Source organism: Streptomyces sp. NPDC031265 (assembly GCF_055570295.1).
Genome location: NZ_JBVIHM010000018.1, coordinates 1 through 22,867, shown reverse-complemented (window position 1 = coordinate 22,867; position 22,867 = coordinate 1). Strand labels below are relative to the sequence as shown.

22 protein-coding genes and 4 pseudogenes are annotated in these 22,867 nt (G+C 68.2%); 15 read left to right on the top strand and 11 right to left on the bottom strand.

Features of this window, described 5'->3' with window-relative positions:
• Positions 1 to 75 precede the first annotated feature (75 nt).
• The 3 genes and pseudogenes from ACZ499_RS25315 to ACZ499_RS25305 all read left to right on the top strand — a co-directional run bounded on the left by ACZ499_RS25315 (position 76) and on the right by ACZ499_RS25305 (position 3,577).
• The gene (locus ACZ499_RS25315; protein ID WP_468678175.1) at positions 76 to 945 is read left to right on the top strand and encodes a universal stress protein; all 870 of its coding nucleotides are present in this window, start codon (positions 76 to 78) and stop codon (positions 943 to 945) included.
• Positions 938 to 2,458: a bifunctional aminoglycoside phosphotransferase/ATP-binding protein gene (locus ACZ499_RS25310; protein WP_468678173.1), complete on the top strand. Its 1,521-nt coding sequence runs from the start codon at positions 938 to 940 to the stop codon at positions 2,456 to 2,458. Before ACZ499_RS25315 ends, ACZ499_RS25310 begins: the two co-directional genes overlap by 8 nt.
• A gap of 89 nt (positions 2,459 to 2,547) precedes the next feature.
• Positions 2,548 to 3,577 (top strand): annotated as a pseudogene (locus ACZ499_RS25305) (alcohol dehydrogenase catalytic domain-containing protein).
• Between the two features lie 179 nt (positions 3,578 to 3,756).
• Here the strand turns inward: ACZ499_RS25305 and ACZ499_RS25300 are convergent.
• Positions 3,757 to 4,434, bottom strand: a complete 678-nt coding sequence (locus ACZ499_RS25300) for a CBS domain-containing protein (protein ID WP_468678171.1) — start codon at positions 4,432 to 4,434, stop codon at positions 3,757 to 3,759.
• A 24-nt stretch (positions 4,435 to 4,458) separates the two neighbouring features.
• Positions 4,459 to 4,860, bottom strand: coding sequence for a Crp/Fnr family transcriptional regulator (locus ACZ499_RS25295; protein ID WP_468678297.1), 402 nt, complete (start codon positions 4,858 to 4,860; stop codon positions 4,459 to 4,461).
• A gap of 362 nt (positions 4,861 to 5,222) precedes the next feature.
• Here ACZ499_RS25295 and ACZ499_RS25290 point away from each other — a divergent pair.
• A pseudogene (locus ACZ499_RS25290) lies at positions 5,223 to 5,729 on the top strand (flavodoxin domain-containing protein).
• Positions 5,730 to 5,830: 101 nt separating this feature from the next.
• Here the strand turns inward: ACZ499_RS25290 and ACZ499_RS25285 are convergent.
• On the bottom strand, positions 5,831 to 6,496 hold the full coding sequence (locus ACZ499_RS25285) for a DUF4389 domain-containing protein (RefSeq protein WP_468678169.1): 666 nt from the start codon (positions 6,494 to 6,496) through the stop codon (positions 5,831 to 5,833).
• Positions 6,497 to 7,533: 1,037 nt separating this feature from the next.
• On the opposite strand from ACZ499_RS25285, the gene ACZ499_RS25280 reads away from it, so the two are divergent.
• From ACZ499_RS25280 to ACZ499_RS25255, 6 genes are all read left to right on the top strand, one after another.
• Entirely contained in the window at positions 7,534 to 8,403 is an 870-nt protein-coding gene (locus tag ACZ499_RS25280; protein WP_468678168.1) for a universal stress protein, read from the top strand.
• 1,065 nt (positions 8,404 to 9,468) lie between these two features.
• Complete coding sequence (locus ACZ499_RS25275; RefSeq protein WP_468678167.1) at positions 9,469 to 10,194, top strand: hypothetical protein; 726 nt, start codon at positions 9,469 to 9,471, stop codon at positions 10,192 to 10,194.
• 512 nt (positions 10,195 to 10,706) lie between these two features.
• On the top strand, positions 10,707 to 11,189 hold the full coding sequence (locus ACZ499_RS25270; RefSeq protein WP_468678308.1) for a hypothetical protein: 483 nt from the start codon (positions 10,707 to 10,709) through the stop codon (positions 11,187 to 11,189).
• Entirely contained in the window at positions 11,137 to 11,697 is a 561-nt protein-coding gene (locus tag ACZ499_RS25265) for a hypothetical protein (protein ID WP_468678295.1), read from the top strand. The genes ACZ499_RS25270 and ACZ499_RS25265 overlap by 53 nt, the downstream gene beginning before the upstream one ends.
• A 208-nt stretch (positions 11,698 to 11,905) precedes the next feature.
• A complete protein-coding gene (locus ACZ499_RS25260; RefSeq protein ID WP_468678165.1) occupies positions 11,906 to 12,370 on the top strand; it encodes a hypothetical protein in 465 nt (154 codons plus the stop codon).
• A gap of 68 nt (positions 12,371 to 12,438) precedes the next feature.
• Positions 12,439 to 14,907: an NACHT domain-containing protein gene (locus tag ACZ499_RS25255; RefSeq protein WP_468678163.1), complete on the top strand. Its 2,469-nt coding sequence runs from the start codon at positions 12,439 to 12,441 to the stop codon at positions 14,905 to 14,907.
• A gap of 30 nt (positions 14,908 to 14,937) precedes the next feature.
• Here the strand turns inward: ACZ499_RS25255 and ACZ499_RS25250 are convergent, their stop codons facing one another.
• From ACZ499_RS25250 to ACZ499_RS25240, 3 genes are all read right to left on the bottom strand, one after another.
• Positions 14,938 to 15,069 carry a hypothetical protein gene (locus tag ACZ499_RS25250; protein ID WP_468678162.1) on the bottom strand — a complete coding sequence of 44 codons (132 nt, stop codon included), beginning with the start codon at positions 15,067 to 15,069 and terminating at the stop codon, positions 14,938 to 14,940.
• Between the two features lie 17 nt (positions 15,070 to 15,086).
• A complete protein-coding gene (locus tag ACZ499_RS25245; protein WP_468678160.1) occupies positions 15,087 to 15,233 on the bottom strand; it encodes a hypothetical protein in 147 nt (48 codons plus the stop codon).
• A gap of 508 nt (positions 15,234 to 15,741) precedes the next feature.
• The gene (locus tag ACZ499_RS25240; RefSeq protein WP_468678158.1) at positions 15,742 to 16,095 is read right to left on the bottom strand and encodes a hypothetical protein; all 354 of its coding nucleotides are present in this window, start codon (positions 16,093 to 16,095) and stop codon (positions 15,742 to 15,744) included.
• A gap of 202 nt (positions 16,096 to 16,297) precedes the next feature.
• Between ACZ499_RS25240 and ACZ499_RS25235 the strand changes: the two are divergent.
• Positions 16,298 to 16,561 (top strand): annotated as a pseudogene (locus ACZ499_RS25235) (IS5-like element IS4811 family transposase); the annotation flags it as partial.
• A gap of 41 nt (positions 16,562 to 16,602) precedes the next feature.
• Positions 16,603 to 17,136: a tetratricopeptide repeat protein gene (locus tag ACZ499_RS25230; protein WP_468678157.1), complete on the top strand. Its 534-nt coding sequence runs from the start codon at positions 16,603 to 16,605 to the stop codon at positions 17,134 to 17,136.
• 1 nt (position 17,137) lies between these two features.
• On the opposite strand, the pseudogene ACZ499_RS25225 reads toward ACZ499_RS25230, so the two are convergent.
• The 4 genes and pseudogenes from ACZ499_RS25225 to ACZ499_RS25210 all read right to left on the bottom strand — a co-directional run bounded on the left by ACZ499_RS25225 (position 17,138) and on the right by ACZ499_RS25210 (position 20,479).
• A pseudogene (locus ACZ499_RS25225) lies at positions 17,138 to 17,976 on the bottom strand (IS5 family transposase).
• A gap of 240 nt (positions 17,977 to 18,216) precedes the next feature.
• Positions 18,217 to 18,528, bottom strand: coding sequence for a hypothetical protein (locus ACZ499_RS25220; protein ID WP_468678156.1), 312 nt, complete (start codon positions 18,526 to 18,528; stop codon positions 18,217 to 18,219).
• 117 nt (positions 18,529 to 18,645) lie between these two features.
• A complete protein-coding gene (locus tag ACZ499_RS25215; protein ID WP_468678293.1) occupies positions 18,646 to 19,053 on the bottom strand; it encodes a helix-turn-helix domain-containing protein in 408 nt (135 codons plus the stop codon).
• A gap of 556 nt (positions 19,054 to 19,609) precedes the next feature.
• Positions 19,610 to 20,479 carry a helix-turn-helix transcriptional regulator gene (locus ACZ499_RS25210; protein WP_468678153.1) on the bottom strand — a complete coding sequence of 290 codons (870 nt, stop codon included), beginning with the start codon at positions 20,477 to 20,479 and terminating at the stop codon, positions 19,610 to 19,612.
• 200 nt (positions 20,480 to 20,679) lie between these two features.
• Here ACZ499_RS25210 and ACZ499_RS25205 point away from each other — a divergent pair, with 200 nt between their 5' ends.
• The 3 genes from ACZ499_RS25205 (at position 20,680) to ACZ499_RS25195 (ending at position 22,574) form a co-directional block, all read left to right on the top strand.
• Positions 20,680 to 21,456, top strand: a complete 777-nt coding sequence (locus ACZ499_RS25205) for an SDR family oxidoreductase (protein WP_468678151.1) — start codon at positions 20,680 to 20,682, stop codon at positions 21,454 to 21,456.
• Positions 21,457 to 21,536: 80 nt separating this feature from the next.
• A complete protein-coding gene (locus ACZ499_RS25200; RefSeq protein ID WP_468678150.1) occupies positions 21,537 to 21,878 on the top strand; it encodes a hypothetical protein in 342 nt (113 codons plus the stop codon).
• A 315-nt stretch (positions 21,879 to 22,193) separates the two neighbouring features.
• Entirely contained in the window at positions 22,194 to 22,574 is a 381-nt protein-coding gene (locus ACZ499_RS25195) for a DUF2568 domain-containing protein (RefSeq protein WP_468678149.1), read from the top strand.
• A gap of 16 nt (positions 22,575 to 22,590) precedes the next feature.
• Here the strand turns inward: ACZ499_RS25195 and ACZ499_RS25190 are convergent.
• The coding region (locus tag ACZ499_RS25190) for a hypothetical protein (protein WP_468678148.1) at positions 22,591 to 22,867 on the bottom strand (277 nt) is incomplete at its 5' end.

The following is a 22,867-nucleotide window of genomic DNA, read 5'->3' as shown; positions in this document are numbered from 1 at the left end:
AGCACGCGCGCCTTCGGACTCGTTCACCATCACCCACCGTCGTATCCAGCTTCGTACGAGACGGAGGCCGCCGCCATGCAGCCAGTCATCACCGTGGGCCTCGACGGCTCACCCGAGAGTCTCGCCGCCGCCCGCTGGGCCGCCGACGAGTCCGAGAAGCGCGGGCTCATGCTGCGCCTGCTGCACGCGTGGCCCCTGCTCGCGCCGGAACCCGCCCACGCCCACTCCGAAGTCGATCAGAACTACTGGGCGAGGCGTCTCGTGCACACCGCGCGGGCCGAACTGCAAGCCCGCCACCCGGGCCTGACCGTTGTCGGAAACCTGGTGGCCGACGACGCCCGGAACGCCCTGCTCCAGGCGGCGTCGGAATCCGAGATGACCGTGCTCGGCTCACGGGGGCTGGAGCCCGTCGAGAGCTACTTCCTGGGCGACGTCAGCATGCCGGTCGTGGCCCGGGCGGAGCGGCCGGTGGTACTGGTCCGCGCCGAAGCCCGCGTGGAGGGAGCACCTCCGGCACCCGCGGGCCGCGTGGTCGTGGCCCTGAAACTGAACGGATCCTCCGACGGCCTGCTCGACTTCGCGTTCCACACCGCCGCGGCCGGGGAGGCTCCGCTGGTGGCCGTGCACGGCCGAAGCGTGCCGCTCCACGCGCGCGTGCCCTGGGGGTTGGAACACGACGTGACCCAAGAGATGACGCGGGACGCGCAGAAGGAGCTGACCAAGGCCCTCCACCCCTGGCGCGAGAAGTATCCGGAGGTGGACGTGTCCGACAGCATCCGTCTCACAAGTCCCGCCAAGGCCGTCGTGCGGGCCGCCGAAGGCGCCGCGCTGCTGATCGTCGGCCGGCGGGCACACCGGCACGGTGTGGCGCCCCACCTGGGTCCGGTCGCCCAGGCCGCCATCCATCACGGGAGCTGCCCCGTCGCCGTCGTCCCCCATGACTGAGCCCGGCCACCGCGGGCCGCCGCCCCCGCGCGCGGAGGTGTGCGAGACCCACACCGCGATCGTGTTCTTCGCCGGGGACCGCGCCTACAAGGTGAAGAAGCCGGTGGACCTGGGATTCCTGGACTACACCACGCGGGCGGCGCGCCAGGACGCCTGCGAACGCGAAATCGCTCTCAACCGCCGCTTCGCCCCCGACGTCTACCTGGGTCTGGGCGAGTTCAGCGGCCCCGACACGGAGGCGCCCGAACCACTCGTGGTGATGCGCCGCATGCCCGCGGACCGGCGTCTCTCCCGCCTGGTACGGGAAGGCGCCGTCCTGGACGACGTCCTGCGGAACGTCGCCCGGCACCTCGCCGCGTGGCACGCGGACGCGCCCCGCGGTCCGGACGTGGACGAGCAGGGCACCCGAGACGCGCTGTCGTCGCGCTGGGAGGCAGGCTTCGCGCAGATCCACGCGTTGGCCGGCGAGGGCTTCGTGCCCGAGGGGACGACGGAGACCGAACAACGCGTGCGCCGCTATCTCGCAGGCCGCGAGCGGTTGTTCGCGTCCCGTATCGAGCAGGGGCGGGTGGTCGACGGCCACGGAGACCTGCTCGCCGAGGACGTCTTCTGCCTCGACGACGGCCCTCGCGTCCTGGACTGCCTGGAGTTCGACGACCGGCTGCGCTACCTCGACGGGCTGGACGACGCCGCCTTCCTCGCCATGGACCTGGAGCAGCTCGGAGCCCCGGAGGCCGCCGCGTACTTCCTGGCGCGGTACGGCGAGTACTCCGGTGATCCGGCGCCCGCGTCACTGTGGCACCACTACGTCGCCTACCGCGCGTTCGTCCGCGCGAAGGTCTCCGTGATCCAGGCCCGTCAGGGCGCGCCCGGCGCGGAGGCGGCGTCACGAAGGCTGGTCTCGACGGCGCTTCGCCACCTGCGCACCTCCGCCGTCGGCCTGACCGTCGTCGGCGGGATGCCGGGCAGCGGGAAGTCCACCCTCTCCGGTGCGCTGGCCGACCGGATGGGGGTCACCCTGCTCAGCAGCGACCGCGTCCGCAAGGAACTGGCCGGTATTCCCGTGGAGCAGGCCGTGGCGGCCGGCTACGGCGAAGGGCTGTACACACCCGCGTGGACCGCCAGAACCTACGCCACCCTCCTCGACCGGGCGGCCGCCCTGCTGTCCGCCGGCGAGTCCGTCGTTCTGGACGCCACCTGGTCCGACACGGCACAGCGTGAAGAGGCACGGCGCGTGGCCGAACGCACCAGCGCCGACCTGGTCGCCCTGCACTGCCATGTCCCGGACGACGTGTCGGCGGGCCGCCTGAGTACGCGCGCCCCCGGCCCGTCCGACGCCGACCTCGGCATCGCCACCGCCATGGCCGCCCGGGAACCCGCGTGGCCCGAGGCCGTCGCCGTCGACACCAGTGGCCCGTTGGATGCCGCGGTCACCCGGGCGCTGGCAGCCGTACGCCCCTGGGGCACCGGACAGGCCCCGGTCTTCCGCCGCCCCTCCATGGAGCCGGACTGACGGGAGGCGCACGACGACGCGGCGGTCCGTGTTGCCGGGGTGTTCCGCCGGGGTGACCGTGGAGGTGGGGGAGCGAGGAAGTGGGTGCCGTGCGAGCACTCGTCTATCACGGCCGGAGCACATCTCCTGGGACACCGTCCCGGACCCTGTGATGCAGGAGGCGACCGACGCGATCGTGCGCGTCGAGGCCACCACCGTCTGCGGCAGTGATCTGCACATCCTGCGAGGAGACCTCCCCGAGGTGGAACCGGGGACGGTCCTCGGCCACGAAGCCGTGGGCGAGGTCATGGAGGTCGGCCGTGATGTCCACGACCTGCGCCCCGGCCACGAGGTGATCGTGTCGTCCGTCTCGTCCTGCGGCCGCTGCCGGCCGTGCCGGGACACCATGTACGGGCAATGCCGCGGGGGCGGCGGCTGGATCCTGGGAAACCAGATCAACGGGACCCAGGCCGAGTTCGTACGGGTCCCCTTCGCTGACCACTCCACCCACCGACGGCCTCCCGCGATCCCGCTCGACGACGCCCTCCTGCTCGCCGAGATCCTCCCCACCGCCTTCGAGGTCGGGGTACGGAACGGACACGTCGGCCCTGGAGACGTTGTCGTCGTGGTGGGCGCGGGTCCCGTCGGTCTCGCCACGGTCGCCGTCGCGCGACTCTACTCACCCCGCCGGATCATCGTGGTGGACCTGTCCAGCGCCCGGTTGGAAGCCGCCGCCCGCAGGGGGGGGCCGACGCCGCCGAAGTGCCGGGGAAGATGATCGCCGAGCTTTCCGAAGGACCGGGCGCCGACGTCGCCGTCGAGGCATCGGGCGAACCGGATGGCTTCGTCCTGTGTACCCGGGCCGTCCGGGCGGGAGGGCACATCGCCAACATCGGGACGCACGGCAGACCGGCCACGCTGCACCTCGAATCCCTGTGGCGGAAGAACGTGACGATCAGCACCGGCCAAGTGGACACGTCCTCCACACCGTGGCTGCTGGAGCTGCTGAGGTTCGGACGCCTGCCCGTCTCCCAGCTGGTCACCCACACCTTCCGTCTCGACCGGATGGAGCACGCCTACGAGGTGTTCTCGCAGGGCGCCACCACAGGTGCCCTCAAGGTCGTGCTGCACCGGGAGTGAGCGGAGCCCGGAAGCCTGAGCCCGAACGGGCCGGCCGGTCCATGGGACGTGGGAGCCGCGTTCCGTCGGCCGAGGGGTGAGTGAGAGACGTGCCCGACCACGTAGTGACCCCTACCGACTGCCGACTACCGACGCGGGCCCCTTTCCACCCCGGCCGCGAGGCACGCATGGTCCAGCCTTCACTGCACGCTCTCTGGTCCAGCCGGAGCGGCGGACTCGCCGACGAGTTGGGGATCGACGTCCACGACGCCCTCCACGGCGCGCACGAGGCGCACGGCGACCGAGATGAGCGAGGTGTCGCGGATGTGTCCGCGGAGGGTGACGACTCCCTCCTGCACATTCACGTGGATGGCGTGGCTGAAGGCCGGGAAGAGGTAGGACACCACAGTGCGGCGGACTTCCTCCTCGATGTCCTCGTCCGGCCGAAGGAAGACCTTCAGCAGATCGGCACGGCTGACGATGCCCTGGAGCATCCCGATGTCGTCGACCACGGGCAGACGCTTGACGTGCCGGACGGCCATGATCCGGGCAGCCTGGGCCAGGGTGACGTCGGGGTGGACCGTGATGGCGGGGGTGCTCATGAGCTCCTCCGCCCTGGCTGCTCCGGCCTTGGCGACGTCGGACAGACGTCGGCCTTGCTCGGAGAGGCTCGGGTCGCTGTCCCGGAACTCCTCCTTGGGCAGCAGGTCGGCTTCGGAGACGACACCGATCACGCGGCCTTCGCCCTCAAGGACGGGCATGGCACTTACTTTCCACTGTTCCATGGTCCGGACGATCTCTTTGAACGGCGCGTCGCGTCCGACAGCCACGACCGTCCGGGTCATCACATCGCTCACGATGTGCGGGGTCTGCGGCACTTCGAAGCACCTCGTCTCGCCTTGTCAGGGAACCTCGCCCGCACCGTAGGGGGCGTACAGGTCGAGCAGTCGCACCCGGGCCGACCTGAGCCGGCGCGCGAGCACGCCGGAGACATACGTACACAGCTCGTGATCCAGCCCCGGGTCCTTCGCGCACATCTCACGAACCGCCGCCGCGTCGAACTCGTAGGCACGCACCGGGCTGCCGGCCTCGGCCCCCAGATGCCAGTGATAGGGAGGGACCAGCCAGGACCAGCCCAGCAGCCTTCCGGCGCCGAGGGTCTCGATGACCGCTGCCTGCCTGCCAGGCACTTGAAGGTCGAGAGCGACCGTGCCCGTGTGGATGATCCAGCAGCGGTCGGCCTTGCCACCCTCGTTGAAGATGCGCTCGCCTGCCGCGAACGACACCTCACGGGCGAGCGACATGAGCTGTTCGCGGTGCTCCTTGGTCAGGGCGCCGAAAACGCCGGTCCTCGCAACCACGGTGACCGTCCTTTCTCCGTGACCTCGAAGTGGAGACGGGCTCCTGTCCGGTCACGGACGTCTCAGCACGCGGCGATGCGAAAGTTGTGGCGGGGCCGGGACCCGGCGGCGTCTCGCTCCCGGCCGCTGACTCCACCATCGCCGCAAACCGGCGTGGCGCAACCCGGGCGGAGGCACTCCGCGAGTCGGAGCGCGTGTCGCGGTGGGCCCGGGGCGGTGCGACGGTATTCAGAGGGGCCCTCGCAGTGGCTCGACAGGCTTGCGTGAGGAATGGCTGCCAAAGCCATGAGAGGAGGCGGACCGTCATGCTGAGCAAGGTGCTGGTCGCCTACGGGACGACGAGCGGGGCGACCGCGCAGATCGCGGAGGCCATTGCCGATGTCCTGCGCGAAGAGGGAGTGACGGTCGAGGCGATGCCCGCCCGGTCCGTGACGGATCTGGAGTCGTAGGACGCCGTGGTGGTCGGCGGCGGCCTGTATGCGGGACGGTGGCACAAGGACGCGCGCCGCTTCGTCCGGCGGCACGCCCGCGAACTGTCCCGGCGTCCGCTGTGGTTCTTCAGCAGCGGTCCGCTGGACGCTTCGGCCTCGGAACGCGACATCCCACCTGTTCCCGGCGTTCGCCGCGCCATGATCCGGCTCGACGTCCAGGAACACGTCACGTTCGGCGGTTGTCTCGAAGAGGGAGCGAAGGGATTCATCGCCCGGAAGATCGTCTCCTCCGGGAAGGGCGGGGACTTCCGCGACTTCGATCGGATCAAGGCGTGGGCGGCGCGCATCGCCGGCGAAGTGAACGAGTCGCCCAGGATCTGAATCGGACAGCGGGCACCGTCGCCGTCCTCCACGCCCTCGCCGGGTGACCAGGGCGTGGAGGGAAATGGACAGGAACCCGAGTGCGGCCGCTGGCGCGGCGACTACGCCGGCTCCTGCGCAGTGGTGGTCTCCGAGCCGCCCAGGTCCAGGCGGAACGGTGGGTACTCGTCCGTCATCAGAGTGGCGTACGCGGTGACTCGCAGGACCCACCGGTTGAGGCCGATGATCAGGTCGAAGAGATCTTTCGGATACTTCTCGGTGAAGGCCAGGACCACGGCCGCGATGACCGTCAGCAGGACGATCAGGCCACCGGACCACCAGCCGAGGTGGGCGCCGCCGAGGAAGAAACCGATGACCATGTAGTGCGGGATGGCCAGGAGCCACCACTTCACCAGCACCAGGCCGCGGGAGAGCCTCTCCGGGTAGGCGATGTCCAGCCGTGCCGGGTAGTCCGGTTCCTCGCCCAGGCTGAACGGGGGATATCGGTCGGTGCCCAGGGCGTCGTACGAGTAGTACGAGACCCGCCAACTCCAGCGCAGTACTCCTAGGTTGAAGTCGAACAGGGCGCGGGGATAGCGCTCGGTGAACAGGATGGCGAAGAACGCGATCACGGTCACCACGGTGAAAGCGATCCAGAGGAAGAACAGCACCACGTAGTGCGGAATGGCGAGGAGCCACTTCACGAGCCACAGCCATCGGGACAGTGGCGAGTCGATGTGCGCGTGCACCTGGACCGGGCGGTTGTGGAATCCCACCGGCGTCGTCATGGTGATCAGCTCCCTTCCCCCGGCGTGTGCGTCGCCGGGAGGGCTCATGACCAGCCTGGCTGCTTCCGCCCCACCCCGCGAGGGCAGGTGGGTCCATTCCCGTGGCCCATCGGCCTACGCAGCCGCCGGCTCGGGGGAGGAAGTGCAGGCCCGGGGCCGTGCGCTGCGGCGGCACTGCGTCCCGCGGCTGCGCGACGGCCCTGCGGGGCCGATCTGGCGGCGGAGCCGAGTGAGCATGACGACGGGGTCCGGCGGCGTTGGGCCACCGGGCACCTGCTCGCCCGGGGTGATTCCAGTCGGTCCTTCCTGAGAACCTGACAACCGGTGGCCGCACGCCCGGGACCCCACGGCTGTCATTGGAACGCTTGGATCCCCTGCTCAGTGGCGGTGTGGAGACCAGGAAGAGGTGGTCGTCGGCTCGGAGTGCGAAGGCCGGTGCGGGGACGGTCGCTTGTCCGTCGCCGATGACGGTGTCTTTGCCTATCGGCAGCGGCACATCGGCGGGGGTGTGCCGCTACCAAGCGGTAGACCTTCCTGGAACTCGGCGCCGACCGGACGCGGGTCTGCTCCTGCCACCCCGGTGTCGTACGTATCGCGATGACAGCCGACATTCTCCGGACAGCCTCTCCTGCGTTTCGGGGAGCTGGACGAGGTCGCCCGCATGGTCGTGTGCATCGGCGCCGAACGGCCTACTCCACGGGCACCGAGTTCGTCCTGGACTGCGGCGCGACCTCCGGCACTCCGGCTGTTCCGCCGTCCATCAGTCGACGAGAAGCCGGGCTCCGCCGAGCCGGCCGCGTGGGGCGGCGGGCGAGCCCGTCCGAGGAAAGAATGGAACGGGGCAGGACGCATGCAGGACCTTCGGCCTGCGGACGGAGGCTTGCCGGACCTGGCTCTCGTGCGGCCGCGATGACAGCGTGAACGGTGTGCCCTGTCCAAGCGTCACTGGGCGGGGCATGGCCGAGGGCATTACGGCGATGCCGAGCCCACTCGTTGCAGTGCGTCCCCGACGACGGCATGAGGCGGCAGGAGGAGCCATGAAGAACACCGCTGTACGCAACGAGGTGATTGTCGGGATCGACCCACGCCAGCAGTCCGTTCCGGCGCTCGCCTGGGCGGTCGACGAGGCTGTCCGCAGGCGGTTGTCCCTCCGGCTGGTGGCGGCGGTACCGCCCCTGCCCGGCGGGCAGCACATCGACGCACCCTGGCGTCGCACGACGCTCAGGGCTCAGGGCGAAGACGCGCTTGCTGAGGCGGTCGCCACGGTGCGGGCACTGCACGCGGAAGTGCCTCTGGCGACGGAACTGCTCGACGGCACGCCATCGGCGGTGCTCTGCCAGAAGGCGGCGCGGGCCCAGATGATCGTCGTCGGTTCCCGTCGGCTCACTCGACCGGAGGAGCTCTTCAGCGTGGGCTCGGTGGCCGTTCCGGTCAGTGCCCAGGCGGACTGCCCGGTCGTTGTGGTCAGGGAGCCGGAGCAGGCGGGGGAGCGGCACCCCCATCTCGTCGTGGGCGTTGACGGCAGCGAATCCTCCAGGGCTGCCGTGGAGTTCGCTGTGGAAGAGGCAGCGCTGCACGGCGCTGCCCTGCGGGCCGTGTGGGTGTGGCGGCGGCCCGTCGTGTCCTTCGGCGACGAAGCGGCGGGCCTTGAGGAACGGCGCCGGATGCTGTCCGAGACCGTGGCGGGATGGGCGGACAAATACCCGGATGTGCAGATCACCCATGAAGTCCTGCGCGGCCATCCAGTGGAGGAACTGGCACTCGCTTCGGTCAGCGCGTTACTGGTCGTCGTCGGCAGGCAGGGGCGTGGCGGGTACTCCGGCATGAAGCTGGGGTCGGTGGCTCATGGCCTGCTGCACCGAGCGGAGTGCCCGGTGATCACCGTGCCCGAGTCCGGGCACGGCTGAGCCGGGACTCGGACCGACGCGTGAACCGGAACCGGACGGGAGAAGCCGTGTCACCTCGCCGGACCGACACCGCTCCGGTGTCGGGCGCCGGTGGCACCGGGCCCAGCCATGAAAGGTGCGCGTCGCCTGACTCGGTACGGTCCCGACGAAGTGACCGCCGAACGCGCTGTTCGCCTGTGAACACCCGTTGTGGCGCAGCTCCGCGATTCGCTGATCAAGGCGTCGGCCGAGGTCGCCATGGGCGGCGAGCCCGTGTCACCGGGAGCCATGGGCAGAACACCACGTCCTCCTGGCCAGCACGTGCTGGTGACGGACCGTGGCAGCGGATGCTCTTCCTCGCAGCGGTGGTGACCGCCGGGTCCCTCACGGCGGGGCTCGCGGCACGCGCCATGGACGTGCCCTGGCAGAGCGTGCTGTTCCTGTCTCCGCTCGCGGCGACAGCTGGGCGTCGTGCTCGGGCTTGCGGGACCGTCTGCTGACCTGGGGGAACCGGGTTCCTGCCGGTGGCAGTGGCCGTCTCGGCCGGGCTTGCGGCCGCTGCCCTGTGTGTGCCCTTCCTCCGCGCGGTGCTCAGCACGGTCGCGCTCGACCGGACAGAGACCGCCCTGGCGGCCGCGGCACGCGGACTCGGCCATCACACCGCGCGCGAAGGCGGGCGTGGGCAAAGGAGGTGGTCGTCGATGTGAGGGCGACTTGCGGTGAGGCGCTCCGAGCCAGTGGTGAGGGATCGACGCCGATCGGATCCATGAGGTCGGCAGGTCAGCGGGCCGGACTCGCTCGGGACGGTTGGGGCGCCGACGGAGTGTGGCCGATGGGCGTTGGGACCGGACGTTCATGCCGACCATTCCCACTCTGCTCCAGCTGACAGCTGACAGCGGTGGGCGGTGATGGCGTCGCGGGCGATGATCGCGGCGCCATCTGCCCATGGAGAGTTGTGTCAGTTCCCCTCCTTCACATGAGTGTGGGCGAGGCACGTGATCTCGTTTACACCGAACGAGTGTTGGTGTTTGCCTTGGAGGGCGTGCCCCGCCGCCCTTGGTGTGAGACGAGGTGCAGGCTGCTGGTATGCCCGATGACGAGGCGCAGCTGACCCCTCCGGAGTCACTGCTGCAGGTGATCGACAACCTCTCGAAGTTCCATCGCGAGCATGAGGAGTACTACGCGCAAGCGCCCTTGCAGCAGGCGGGCGAGCTCCAGGCGCGGTCTCGGGCGCTTAAGTCACTGGCGGACCGGTGGAGTGTGGTCGAGGCCGGTGAGCAGACGTCGCCGATCGCGTTCGCCGGCACGGAGGACCTGAACGCGCCAGGGGTCGTAGCGGGGTCGGGAATCCTCTTCATGGAAGGGGAGGGCGAGCCTGCCGAACTCCAGAGACTGAAGAGTGAAGTCGCCCTGCTCGCCGATGAGACCCAGCAGGGCGGTGACTGGCTGGCCCGGGCGATGGAGCAGGCGTGGGGCATGGCGGGAGACCTGGCTGCCTATCCGGCCCTTGCCGACCTGCTGGGAGAGCGGCACCGGATCATCGCCAATGACTGGCAGTCGGCGGGCATGCAGGCTCTGGTCGCGCGACTGCTGCGCCGGGCCCTGGACCTGCTGGCCCTGGTCGACTTCTCGCCGACAGCACTTCGGGCCGACCTGCGAGGCGAGCGGAAGGCCCCCGCCTACCTTTATTCGGCTTCCGAGCTGCTCGACAGGGCTGCCGACCTGATGGCGGAATCAGCAATTCTTGTGCATGAGAACGAGAGGCGCTGGCGCGTGTTCCGTGCCCGAGTTCGTGAGCTGCAATCCGAGTAGGCCGACGACCGCGGTAATCCCATTCCCCAGTTTTGGGACCGCGGCTGTCCCGCAAGCTGACCCCACGGCGCCAGGGGGTGGATTCAGGCGGATAGGCCATACCTGCATGCCTTGCCTGGCAGGCCGAGGCTTGGGGGGGGGGGGGAGAGAGAACACCAACACGAACCTCACACCGAGAGCCAACGGGTGAAAGCCATACCCGGACGACATACGCGCAGTTCCCTCCGTCGCAGCCCCTCCATGATTACAGACCGCCGCACGGGAGGCTCAAGAACCAGATCAGACATCGGACTTACGAGTCGGTGCGTGGAGCGGGCGGAACATGCTCTGATCGTGAGGGGCATGGCTGATCGGGCGGTACTGGCACATCCGTTGTTCACGGACGTCTCGATGGCGCACCTGGCCGCTCTGGTCGAGAAGTTGGCTCGCCCTTGACGGCGGTAGCCGGGAGGGCGACGTCTCCAGGCACGCGGCGTGCACCGGGTGCGGGCGCCCGGTATCAGTAGGTGTTCGTGGACCGGCTGGTGGCCACGCTGATCCAGCCCAAGGCCGTCCGGGCGCACTGCTCAGAACTCGACGCCCTCACCGGCCACGTCCGCTCCTTCTCGACCATGCTCACCGAGCGCCAGGGCGAGCGCCTGCCCGACTGGCTCGACGCCGTCCGGCGGGACGACCTGCCCAGCCTCCACGCCCTTGCCGCAGGCATCGACCGCGACCGCGACGCCGTCATCGCCGGCCTGACTCTGCCCTGGAGCTCAGGCGTCGTGGAAGGCACGTCAACCGGATCAAGATGCTCAAGCGCCAGATGTTCGGCCGCGCAGGCTTCGCCCTCCTACGGAAGCGCGTCCTCATGTCCTGATCACCGACGACGGGAGGAACTCGATGGCAGCGGCGGCGGATGTGCAAGCCTTCCCCTTCCAGATGCCGACGGAGAAGACCTTGATGACCAGCGCCAGCGACGACGCCCTCGATCAGTTCAGACACATCGCGCGTGAGAGGGCACTTGGCAGGCATGTCGGGTCGGACCGGCTCATTCAGGCAGGTCTGGACGCGCTGATAGCTGGGGTCGAGAGCCCGTCCCTGGCCATGCTGGCTGGACTCCTCCGGAGCGAAGAGCCCGAAGCGCCAGACCTCTTCGACCGAGTACTGGAGGAGCTGGGACTGCTCTTCCACCCGCCCGCGGACCCCCGGGCCGCAAAGTGGGCGATGGCCTACTGGATCGCCGGTCAGATCGCCGACGGATCCCTGGATCCCGCCGCTGGCACTCACCTCATCTGGGCAGACATCGCCTATGACCTCGGCTACCCCGAAGAGCTAGAACCCCTTGTGCACTGCGCGCACAACCTAGACGGCTGGGAGGAGAGCTGGGGAGTCTCCGTCGAGGAACTCAACGGAGAAGCGGTTGAGGCAGCGAAGCAGTTCCTTAGCAAGAGGTCTGCAGCCGAGGCGGGGGACCAACCCGGGGTTCGTTCTCGCCATCGGGATCGGTCAACCGCGAGCTGATCCGCTCACTCAACGTGGCCGCACCACAGAACCTGAGCCAGAACCGGTTCTCGTTGCCCGGGCCCCGTGCGCTGCTCAATGCCGGTCTGAGTCCGCCTGGGAACCAATGTCCTTTGTTGAACGTGTCCTTGGTGAAGATGCCGCAGTCGGGAAAGGGCATGGCAGTCTGGTCGTGGTCATAGGGAAGCCGATGGACTGGAGGCAGTGAATGTTGGCTGAGGGGTTGGTGGCGCTCGCCGCAGCGGGGGGTACGGCGGTGGTACAGGCCGCGGGTACCAGTACATGGCAAGGGTTCCAGCAAGCCGTGGCCCGATGGTTCGGCCACGGGAACGAGCAACGGCTGAGCGTCGAGCTGGACCGCAGCGCGAACGTCTTGGCGGCCGCTGACGATGCCGAGGCGGACGGCGTCAGACGAGCTCAACAGGCTGTGTGGCAGGCGCGTTTCGAGGCGGCGCTGGAGAGCCTTGGTGACCGTGAGCGGCAATTGGCTGCTGAGGGACTGCGTGCTCTGCTCCATGCGCATTCCCGTGCTGATGGGGTATCGGCGGCCGGTGGTGGACAGGCGGTGGTAGGTAACATCGATATCCGGGCTGATCACGGGTCCGTGGCTGCCCTGCGCATGGGAGATGTCACGTTGGGAAACCCTCCGCAGCCGGGCCCGCCTCAGGGCTGAGCGCGCCCGACGGCACCTCGGCCCTGCACGTCAGTGCCCAAACTGCTATCACCGCCTCCAGCGGAGGGGTGGCGGTCGGTCACGCTGACCAGGTCACCTTCTACGTCTTACCGCCGGAACTGCCAGGCGTCGCCTGTGGACGCGATGCGCGGTTCGAGTCCTACCTCCGTGCCGCCTCGCGTAGCGCCGAACGCCATCCTTATCCCAGCCTCGTCGAGGGTCCCACTCCACTACCACTGGCCGAGGTCTACGTCCGTCAACTGGCCGAAGACCAGCACCCCGGCACCCCGGACTTGGACAGCTCCGATTCCCGCACGCCGACCGCGATCAGCCTTCCGGTGCCTGCCGATACCGTCTTCGCGGGGGACAGCCGCGTACGGGTGCTCCTTGCCGCCGCCGGCGGCGGCAAGTCCGCCTTGTTGCGCCGCCATCTGGCCAACGGAGCCAGCCATTGGCTGACCAACACGAGCAGCAATGGGGTGCATACGGCGGTCCCGGTCCTGGTCCGCGCCGCGGCCCTGGCCAACGCCCCTCTCCTGGTCCGGGCCCTCGAGACCGCCGTCACCGAAGACCTCGGCCCCTACGGGCTGCGCGACACACCAGCCGCGGACGTCTTCGGCCAGCCGCCGTCCCCTCAAGTGCCCTGGCTGGTCATGGTCGACGGCCTCGATGAGGTCCCCGACCGTGCCACCCGCGTCGCCCTTCTGGAACGACTGGCTCGTGAGGCCGATCAGGAACGGTCGGCGTACCGGTTCATCGTGGCGACCCGCCCCCTGCCAGCCGGAGAACTCGACCGGCTGGGCCCCGACGCCGACCGCTTCGAGCTACAGCCCTTCACCCCGGCCGACCTGCGCACGTACGCCCGAAGATATTTCCGCGACCTGCCAAACAGCGCCCGTCACGTCAGAGTGTTCACGGCGCGACTCAGCAACTCCGGGCTGGCCGACCTGGCCCGCACTCCGCTGGTGGCCTCCATGCTGTGCCAGCTGCATGCGGCCGATCCCTCCCGGTACCTGCCCGAAGGCCGCGCGGGGGCCTATCAGTCCTTCGTCGAGCTGCTCTACGAGCAGAACACCCACAAGAGCATCCGTAGCACCCACGACGAGGTCATCCGCGTCCTGAAGGACCGCCATCAGATCCCCCGGGACCAACGGGCCGCCGAGCAGGCCGCGCAACTGGTGCGCGATGACCTGCCCGGGCTGATCGACCACCTGGCCCACGAGAGGATCAACGGAAACACCGCCCCAGTCGTCGAAATCCTGGCCCGACATCTGGACGTCCAGCGCCCGGCGAAAGTGAAGACACCACTCTGGAACGCCTTCCTGGGCGACCTCCTGCGACCCACCGGCCTCCTGTCCGAGCGCTCCGGCGACTTCCACTTCCTCCACCAAACCCTCCTCGAATACCACGCAGCCCGCCACGCCACCCGCGACGAACAGGCCCGCGCCAAACTGCTACAGAGCCTGTTCCGCCGTGAACATGCCTCTGCTGGCGGCCATGCGTCGCTCCCTGACGTGGAGTCGTCCTACCTCGGCTTCCTCCTCGACGGACTCCTCGCCCCCGCAGACCACATCGCGGCGGAAACCCTCCAGGCACTGGACGACCTCACCTCGCGCAACCCAATCGCCGCCTGCCGTCTCTTGGCCACGATGGTGAAGCTGCGGACCAACCTCCCTGCTGACCGCACCGCACACCAACTCGCCAAACTCGCCCTCCTTCAAGACCTGGCCGGCTGGCGCCTGGTGGCCGCCAAGTACCTGGTCGCCGTGGACGGGCACTGGGAGGAAGGTGCCGGGCTCCTCGCCCGGCTCGTCGACGACACCACCCTCAGCTTCAAGAATCGCGTGAAGGCAGCTTGGACTCTGGCCCAGTTGCGCGGGCACCGGCCAGAAGCCGCCGGGCTCCTCCTGCGCCTCGCGGGCGATAAGTCCCTCGGCTATCAGCGCCGGTTGGATGCGGGCTGGGCCCTGAGCCAAATGAAGGAGTGCCGAGAAGAGGTCGTCCGGCTGTTCGCCCCCTACGCGTACAGCACCTGGAACCACCACCACGATCGAAGGGATGCGGCCGGGCTCCTGGCCGCGTTCGGCGAAGAACGCGCCATCGAAACGCTCTTCCGTGAGGCCACCGGAGGTACCTTCGGTACCTCCGACATCCGCAACCGCGCGAGAGCTGCTCTTTACTTGACCGCGCTCGGCGACGAGCGTCTCGCCGAGCCCCTCGCCGCCATGACCGAGTATGACCCCGAGGGCGACATCCTTGGTCACGCGCTCGCAGCCAAAGCACTGTCTCAGCTGCCCCGGCACCGAGAGGAGGCTGCCGAGGTGCTGGCCAGAATCGCCAGCGACCCGGCTGTCTGGGCTGGCCCTTATCGTGTAGAGGCCGCCGAGTACCTCGCGGAACTTGACGGGTACCGAGGGAAGGCGGTTGAACTGCTCACACTCCTCGCCGAGAACAACATTTCTCGCAACCATGCTGACCAGGCACTGGCCAAACTCGGTGCGCCTCGGCACCCCACTGTCGGGGACCGGCGATTCTGATCAGAGGGGGAGCCCGTGACCTGGAGTTGTTCAGTTGTACTGGGCGGCGCTGAGTCGCAGTTGCTCGGTGAGGGTGGGCAGAGGGCGGCAGTGGCATGTCTTTGAGTTGGTGCGCCGTGTGTGGTGCTTGAGCAGGATGAGTTGGCGGGTGCGCATCGTCACTGGGGTCGGGCACCTGTTCAACCCGCCGCGCGGGTCACTTTCATGATGACGCGGCCGCGCCATTCGTTGCTGCTCTCACCGACCTCGTACAGGCCATGGCGGACCGCGTGGACGACGGCCGGTTCCTTGGCCTGCCTGAACGGATGGAGATCCGGCAGCGCCACCTCCCGCCCCAGCCGCGGCCGGCCGAGTGACGTTCGCGCTGTCTACAACCTGGGAGAGGAAGAGCGTGAATGCAATGGAGCCGATCAGGACTGGCTACACCCCGTCGTCGGAATGGAGCTCATCATCGCGCTGGCGGAGACCTACGCACGTGCCAGGCCAACGCTACTTCTCCTGGACGGCGTGATGGAGAACCAGGTACATCATCAGGCGTTCCACTATTTCAGCAAATTGCTTAGCTCACCAGCGAGGACCTTCCAGACAGTGGCAGTGAGCGCGTACCAAGGGGCACTTCAGAATCCGGACTGGACGGTGACACATTTCATCCCAGGCAACAGCGATCTCTGCCGTAGCGGCCGCATGATTCCCGCTCAGCTGCTGCAGGACGACGATCCACTGGACACCTACGCTGCATGGCAGCGGGGTGAGGGGATCGGCGATTGGGTAGCGCGCCGTTCTACCGGACAGAGGGCCCGAGGTCGTCCGGGCTCTCGCGCCGCTCACGCCTTTTTAAGCGAAGTCGATGGCGGCCAGCGCGGGGCCGGCGAACGCCAGCACGTATTGCAGCCTGACGGCCCTGCGCCGCGCTGCGTGGCTCACCGTGGTGCTGGGCAGGCAAAGCGCGAACAGCCCCGCTACTGCGGACAAGCCCATCGACCATTGGGCTGCGTCCACCAAGGGCCCGCTTGCCCCGTCTCCGCTGTATGCCTGATTGAGGACGATGACGAGGAACGCCCCGTAGGCGAAAGCGAGCGAGAGGAGGCCGAGGCCCGCGAACACGCGCACCGCTGCCGTGGACGGCGCGAACGGGTCGGTCGACGCCACGGTGGGGGCGGTGGTGGGGTACGGGTCGGGTGCAGTCATGACCACCATCCTGGCCTGCGCGTGCCGGCCGGTCATCGGGGCGAATACCTATGAGCGCAGAGAGCACATACTCAAAGGTCAACTGCGATCTGGAGCTTATGGCGAGGCGCTGACATCGTGATCGGCCTGGGTGCCTTCCTGCCACCCCTTTACTGGCGCGCGGCCAGGTCCTCGCCCTGAGCCTCCTCCATCGCGGCACGGAACTGCGATGCCGGACAGCCTCGTGACCTGGGCGAAGACATACCTGAACCTGACGATCAAGACCGTCAGCCGCCCGAAGAGCACCCCTGGGTTCGTCGTCCAGCCCCGGCGTTGGGTCGTCGAGTGCTCCCACGCCTGGGTCATGCCCGCCCGGCGGCACGCCCGCGACTACGAACGGCTCATCCAGCACTCCGAGTCGCTGATCACCTGGGCCGCAATCACCCTTAGAGCTCGCGCGGAATGGTCCGGCGGTGAGGCATGGGCGGCGCTTGGCCGATCGGGCACGGTGTGCCACCGTAGGGCGACATGAACGATGATCACGAGAGGGCCGCGGCGCTGGCGCGAGCGGTTCAGTTGCGGGAACAGGGTCAGGCTGGGCAGGCCCGGGAAGAACTGGTGGAGCTGGCCGGGCGGTATCCCGAGGATGCCGAGATCGCCTACCAGACCGCTTGGGCACACGATGTTCTCGGCTTGGAGCGCGAGGCTGTGCCGTTCTATGAGCGGGCCCTGGGCGGTGTTGGCCTGTCTCCGGAGGATCGTCACGGAGCTCTCCTCGGGCTGGGGAGCACTCACCGGGTCCGGGGCTCCTACAGGGAGGCCGTGCAGACCCTGCGGCAAGGACTCGATGAGTTCCCGGACGATCCTGCACTGCGGGCTTTCCTGGCCATGGCGCTGTACAACGAGGGTGAAGGCCGCGAGGCGGTGCGGCTGCTGCTGAAGACGCTGGCCATCACCAGCAGCGACCGTCGGGTGCAGGACTATCGGCGGGCGATCGAGCACTACGCCGATGATCTGGACGGCGTGCAGCAGACGAACGAGGAGTCGCAGGAGAAGAGTTGAGTCACGGGCGGCGGCGCGGGCGGCCGTCCCAGCGGTGAGTGGTCCACGCCCGTCGGATCAGACTTCGGACGGTGATGACGGTGTCGGCGAGGTCAAAGAAGGCGTTGATCACCATGGTGCGGCGTTCGTAGCAGCGGGCCAAGCGGCGGAAGGCGTTCTGCCAGGCGTGGGTGCGCTCGACGTGCCAGCGCCGGCTGGCCTGGATCGGTGCCTTCTCGCCCTTGTGGGCGATCTGTCCGTGCAGTCCTCGCCGGTCCAGTTCGGTGCGGGTGCTAGCGGAGTCGTAACCGGCATCCAGGTGCACGGTGATGTCGTCCGGGAGTGGTCCCCGTCGAGCAGGTCGAGGGTCGGGGCCAGGAGCGGGGAGTCGTGACGGTTGGCACCGGCCAGGACGCGGCCTATCGGGATGCCGTAGCCGTCGGTTATCCCGGAGCGTTTCATGCCCTGCTTGCCCCGGTCGACAGGTGACCGTCCGGCCGCCTCGCCGCCGCCCGGGGCCTTGGTGCTCGCGCCGTCCACCGCGATCTGGTCGAGGATCAGGCCGACGATACGGTCGTAGGCCTCCAACGCGATCTGCTTCAACCGGGCGAACAGGCCCAGTCGTATCCACTCGCCGCGGCGGCTTCGGATCGTGGTGGCCGAGCAGGTCGTGTCCGCAAGCGCCTCATAGGAGCAGCCGAAGCGCAGGACCTGCAGCAGCTTGTCGAACACGATCCGGTCGGCGACACGGCGTCGATGACAGCCCAGCGGATGGGCCGGATCGAACTCCGACCGCGGCGGCAGCAGAGCAGCGAACTGGTTCCATAGCGGTTCGGTCAGCCATGATGGCAGCGCAGGCACAGGTCTCCTTGATGATCACGAGCGTCGCAACTCCATGATCACTGAACCTGTGCCTGCCTCATCTGCCACCCCGCCGCACGCCAATCCGCGCGACCTCTTATGACCAGGCGAATCACCCGCCGGAGTTCCCGCAGAAGCGGACAGCCGGCCTCCCGCGAGGCACAACGCGACTGATCGTCTTGGCGTTGTCGGTCAGCAGCCCCACCAAGAGGTCACCGGGCCCTCAAGCCGCCTTGGTTCTCAGACTCCGTCGCCCCATCCGAAGGTGACGTCGTACGCGCGCTGGAGTGCGTGCCGGCCATGGTCCCCGTCGGCGTAGGCCCATGCGAGAGCTGCGGCGAACCAGAGCAGAAAGACTCCGCTGACGACGCCCAGAGCGACCAGCTTGCCGTACCAGCTGAGGAGGACCAGGGCGATGGTCACAATGGCCGCACCGACGTGGGCTCCCCGCGAGTCGAGCGACGCAGCCTCGCGTGCCGCTCTGCTTTCGGCTCGTTCTGCGGCGAAGCGTTCCTCTCGAACAGACTGCGGTTCGTTCTCGTCGAAGTTCATCTCAGCCCCCTGGCGCTGACGCTACATGGACCCGGACCGCGTCGGCAGAAGAGCACCGCAGGGAATATGGAACAGGTACTTACGTTATCCAGTGTGATGCGCCAGAAATCCTGGTGATTAGTTCTGCTCTGTTATCTGGCCGGTGGTTGCGACCTTGGTGAGGTAGTCGGCGAGGGAGTTGAGGATCTCGTCGGCTGTCTTGGTCCAGGTGAACGGCCGAGGGTTCTCGTTCCAGGTGTCGATCCACGCAGTGATGTCGTCCTCCAGTGCCTTCACGGAGGTATGGACGCCGCGGCGGATGAGCTTGTCGGTCAGCAGGCCGAACCACCGCTCCACCTGGTTCATCCAGGAGGAGTCGGTGGGAGTGAAATGGAGCCCGGCCATCCGCGCTGCGGCGAAAGCGCGACGCCACTTGCCCACCGTCTTGGCCTGGACGCCGACGACTCGCGCCACACCCGCGTTTGACATGGCGTCAGCGCACGCCAGGATGATGCGGGCCTTCTCGGCCGAGCGCCGGTGCGGCATTTTCGTCCGGCGCACCAACTCAGCGCGCTCAGCCCCGGACAGCGTGATCTCCACAGCAGAAGGCCCGGGATGCGACATGACAACAGGGTATTGGCTAATCCCCAGGATTTCTGGCGCATCACACTAGTGATGGACCGTCATAAGCGTTCAGAGACCTCGAAGGAGACGGCCAAGAAAACGAGTCTGGACGGCACGCCGGACCAGGGTTCCGATCAGGAGGGGACTCCGATTGACCGCGGCGGGGCCCGTGGTGGTGGTCTGCCGGGTCGATGACGCGACGGCGGGCATGGTGATCGAGGAGCTGATGGAGGCATCGTCGCAGCACGCTGAGAGCCGGGCCACAGGGTCTTTCGTCCGTTGCGGGGCCAGAGCGCCACGGCGTGGAACATCAGCTCCAGCGCGAACGGGCCGCCAGCGACGGGCACGGAGCCGTGCGGTCGCTCCGTCCGATCGCACGTCGGTGGCTCGTGACATCGAAAGAGGTTGGTCCGGCCGCGCCGCAGGGCGGCGAGGAGCTGAACTCGGCCGGAGCGTCGAGCCGTAGCGGCCCGGCCCTCTACGCACCTCGTTCCGGCGTCTGCGTCGGCTGCGGGGCTGTCCAGCTGGTGAGGAGTCGCAGAGCCTGGGTGGTGTCGGAGCCGGGTTCGACGTTGTAGACGCACAGCGTCTGGTCCGTGTCACCGGGCACTTGGAAGGACTCGTAGGAGAAGTACAGGTCGCCGACGAGGGGGTGGTGGTAGTGCTTGGCGCCGTGCGTCCGGCGCAGCACCCGGTGGTCGTTCCACCATGTGGAGAACTCCGGGGACTTCAGCGTGAGTTCGCCGACGAGATCAGCGAGCTGGCGGTCATGCGGGCTTCGGCCGGCTTCCAGGCGGAGGATGGCGACGGTTTCGGCGGCGATCTGTGCCCAGTCACCCACCCGTTCGCGGGCGTCGGGGTCCAGGAGGTAGTAGCGGGCCAGGTTCCGGCGGGGCGCGGGCAGGGCGTCGAAGTCGGTGAGGACCTCGCGGGCCAGGCGGTTGGAGGCCAGGACGTCGGTGCGCCGACCGAGAATGAACGCGGGCACGTGGTCGAGGGTCTGCAGCATCAAATGCAGTCCGGGGCGCACGCGCTGAGGGCTGGCCGGAGCGCGACGGGTCGATGTGGGACGTGCCAGGAGGTCAGTGAGGTGCTCGCGCTCGGAAGCGTCAAGGCGCAGGGTGCCGGCGAGGGATTCGAGCACTTCGGGGGAGGGGTTCTGCGCCCGGCCCTGCTCGATGCGGGTGTAGTACTCGGTACTGACTCCGGCCAGTCTGGCGACCTCGTCGCGGCGCAGCCCGGGCACGCGGCGGGCCCGGCCGTCATCGGGCAGCCCTGCCTGGTCGGGGGTGACCCGGGCACGGCGGGTGCGCAGAAAGTCGGCGAGCTCGTTACTACGGTCATCCATACCCCCAGTGTGGCGGGTGCGAGCGGGCCATGCCTCGGGCTGGGTGGTACTGCCAGTACCTTCCTTGCGGATACCTGCCTGGTCAGGGCCTTCTCCGGCGCCCCGTGAGGCGTCTGTGGGTGGTGTTCTTGTGATGGAGCCGATGGCGACAGGCCGCGGTCCCGAACCCCTCAACTCACCCACCTTGAAAGGTGTGCCTCATGACCACGCAGACTTCCCCCCGCCCCCTCTCCAGCCGTGTCGCGGTCGTCACCGGTGCCTCCAGCGGTATCGGCGAGGCGTCGGCCGAGCACCTGGCCCAACTCGGCGCCCGTGTTGTCGTCCTGGCCCGGCGTGCGGACCGGCTGGAGCAGCTGGTGGCCCGGATCGGGAAGAACGGCGGCCAGGCCCTGGCCCTGGCTGTCGACGTGACCGACGCGGCGGCGGTACGGGCGGCAGCGGACCGGGTCGCGGGCGAGTTCGGCGGCGCCGACCTGCTGTTCAACAACGCGGGCGTCATGCTGCCCGCCCCCATCGAGGAGCTGGCCACCGACCAGTGGCAGCACCAGATCGACCTCAACATCACCGGCCTGATGAACGTCATCGGCGCGTTCACGCCGCAGCTGGTGAAGGCCGCCGAGGAACGCGGTGTTGCGGACCTGATCAACACGTCATCGATCGCGGCGCAGAACATCTTCCCGAACTTCGCCGTCTACTCCGCGACCAAGGCGTACGTCACCCACCTCTCTCGGCACCTGCGGGCCGAGCTGGGTGCGAAGAAGGTACGTGTCTCGGCGATCGAGCCCGGCATCGTCGCCACTGAGCTGCAGAGCCACGTCACCGACGACGGTGCTCTTGCCTGGCTTGAGGGCTCGAAGGAGACCATCGAGTGGCTCACGCCCGAAGACATTGCGCAGACCGTCGCCTTCGTTGCCTCCCTCCCCCCGCGGGCCAACCTCCAGCAGGTCACCATCATGCCGACCGCCCAGGCCGTCTGACCGTTCCCTGCCGGTCCACCCCGGCCCGGGCCGTTACGGCCCGGGCCGGCTGGTCCTGGGTCTCCGCGCCTGGGCGCGCGGTGACAGACGAACTACGCGGCCAGATCGAGCACTTCACCGCCGCCCTCGCCGAGACCGAAGCGCGTCTCGCGGACCTGGCCACCACTCGAAAAATCATCACGGAGGTCGCACCACCAGGAGCCGAACCCGATCCACCCGAGGCGAACACCGCCTACCAGGACACCGTGAACGCGTTCAACCAGCACCCCGACCAAGTGTTCCGAGCTCGCGAGCTGCACGAACTCCTCGACATGCCCACCGACGAAGCGTCCGTCAACATCACCCGCAGCCGCCTCGGCCGCCTCACCCGCCAAGGCTTCCTCACCCAACCCGGACGAGGCCGCTACCAGAAACGGACTTAACAACCTCTCAGGCGCCGCCCAGCCCTGCATCGACAGACGCATACACTCCAGCCGTATCCGCTCGATCGACGTCAGGTCCCGGGCCCTCAACCGGCGCCCTCAGTCGGTCTCTTGCTCCGACGAGAGCTCCACCCACAACGGTACCGCTATGCCAACCCCTCTGGCATGACAACAACCCAAACCACATCACACATCACACATCCCCAAGATCGCCTAGACGAATAGACGAATAAGTCCGGTGTCTGAGCTGGTTCTTGAGTCTCCCGTGCGGTGGTCTGTAATCATGGAGGGGCTGCGACGGAGGGAATTGCGCGTATGTCGTCCGGGTATGGCTTTCACCCGTTGGCTCTGGGTGTGAGGTTCGTGTTGGAGCTGGTGGCTCTGGTGTGCTTCGGGCTCTGGGCATGGGTTACCGCGCCTGCTTCCCTGCGGTACGTCTGGGTGGTTGCCGTTCCCCTGGTCGTGGCTGTGCTGTGGGGGGTGTTTGCCACCCCGGACGATGCATCCCGGTCCGGAGGGACGGTGATTGCGACCCGTGGTCCGCTGCGGTTCCTGCTGGAGCTGGCTGTGTTCTTCGGCGGGGCGGCGGCGTTGTACGCGGCGGGATCCCGCACTCTCGCCGTGATGCTCGCCGGTGCGCTGGTCGTGTACCACCTTCTGTCGTGGGACCGGGTTCTGTGGCTGCTCCGGCATTGAGCCCGCCCCGGCCGTATCAGGCCGGCGATGCGTTCGGGAACACAGAGAGGGTGTCCAAGATCGTTGCGTGACGAATGACCTGGACACTGAGCCTTTTCCAACCTGAGCGTGGGGCCGTGGTGTTGGTCGGTGCGGGCTGTACGGAGCGAGGAAGCTCCTGGTAGATGGGTTCTCGACCAAGATCACCCGTGTCTGCCAGGAGCTTCGCGTGCTTGTCTGCCCGTCGTCGATCGATCTGTCCAGCCGTACCCTGCGGTGCCTGACCGAGCAGCTCGCCGTCCGGCAGCGGGAGT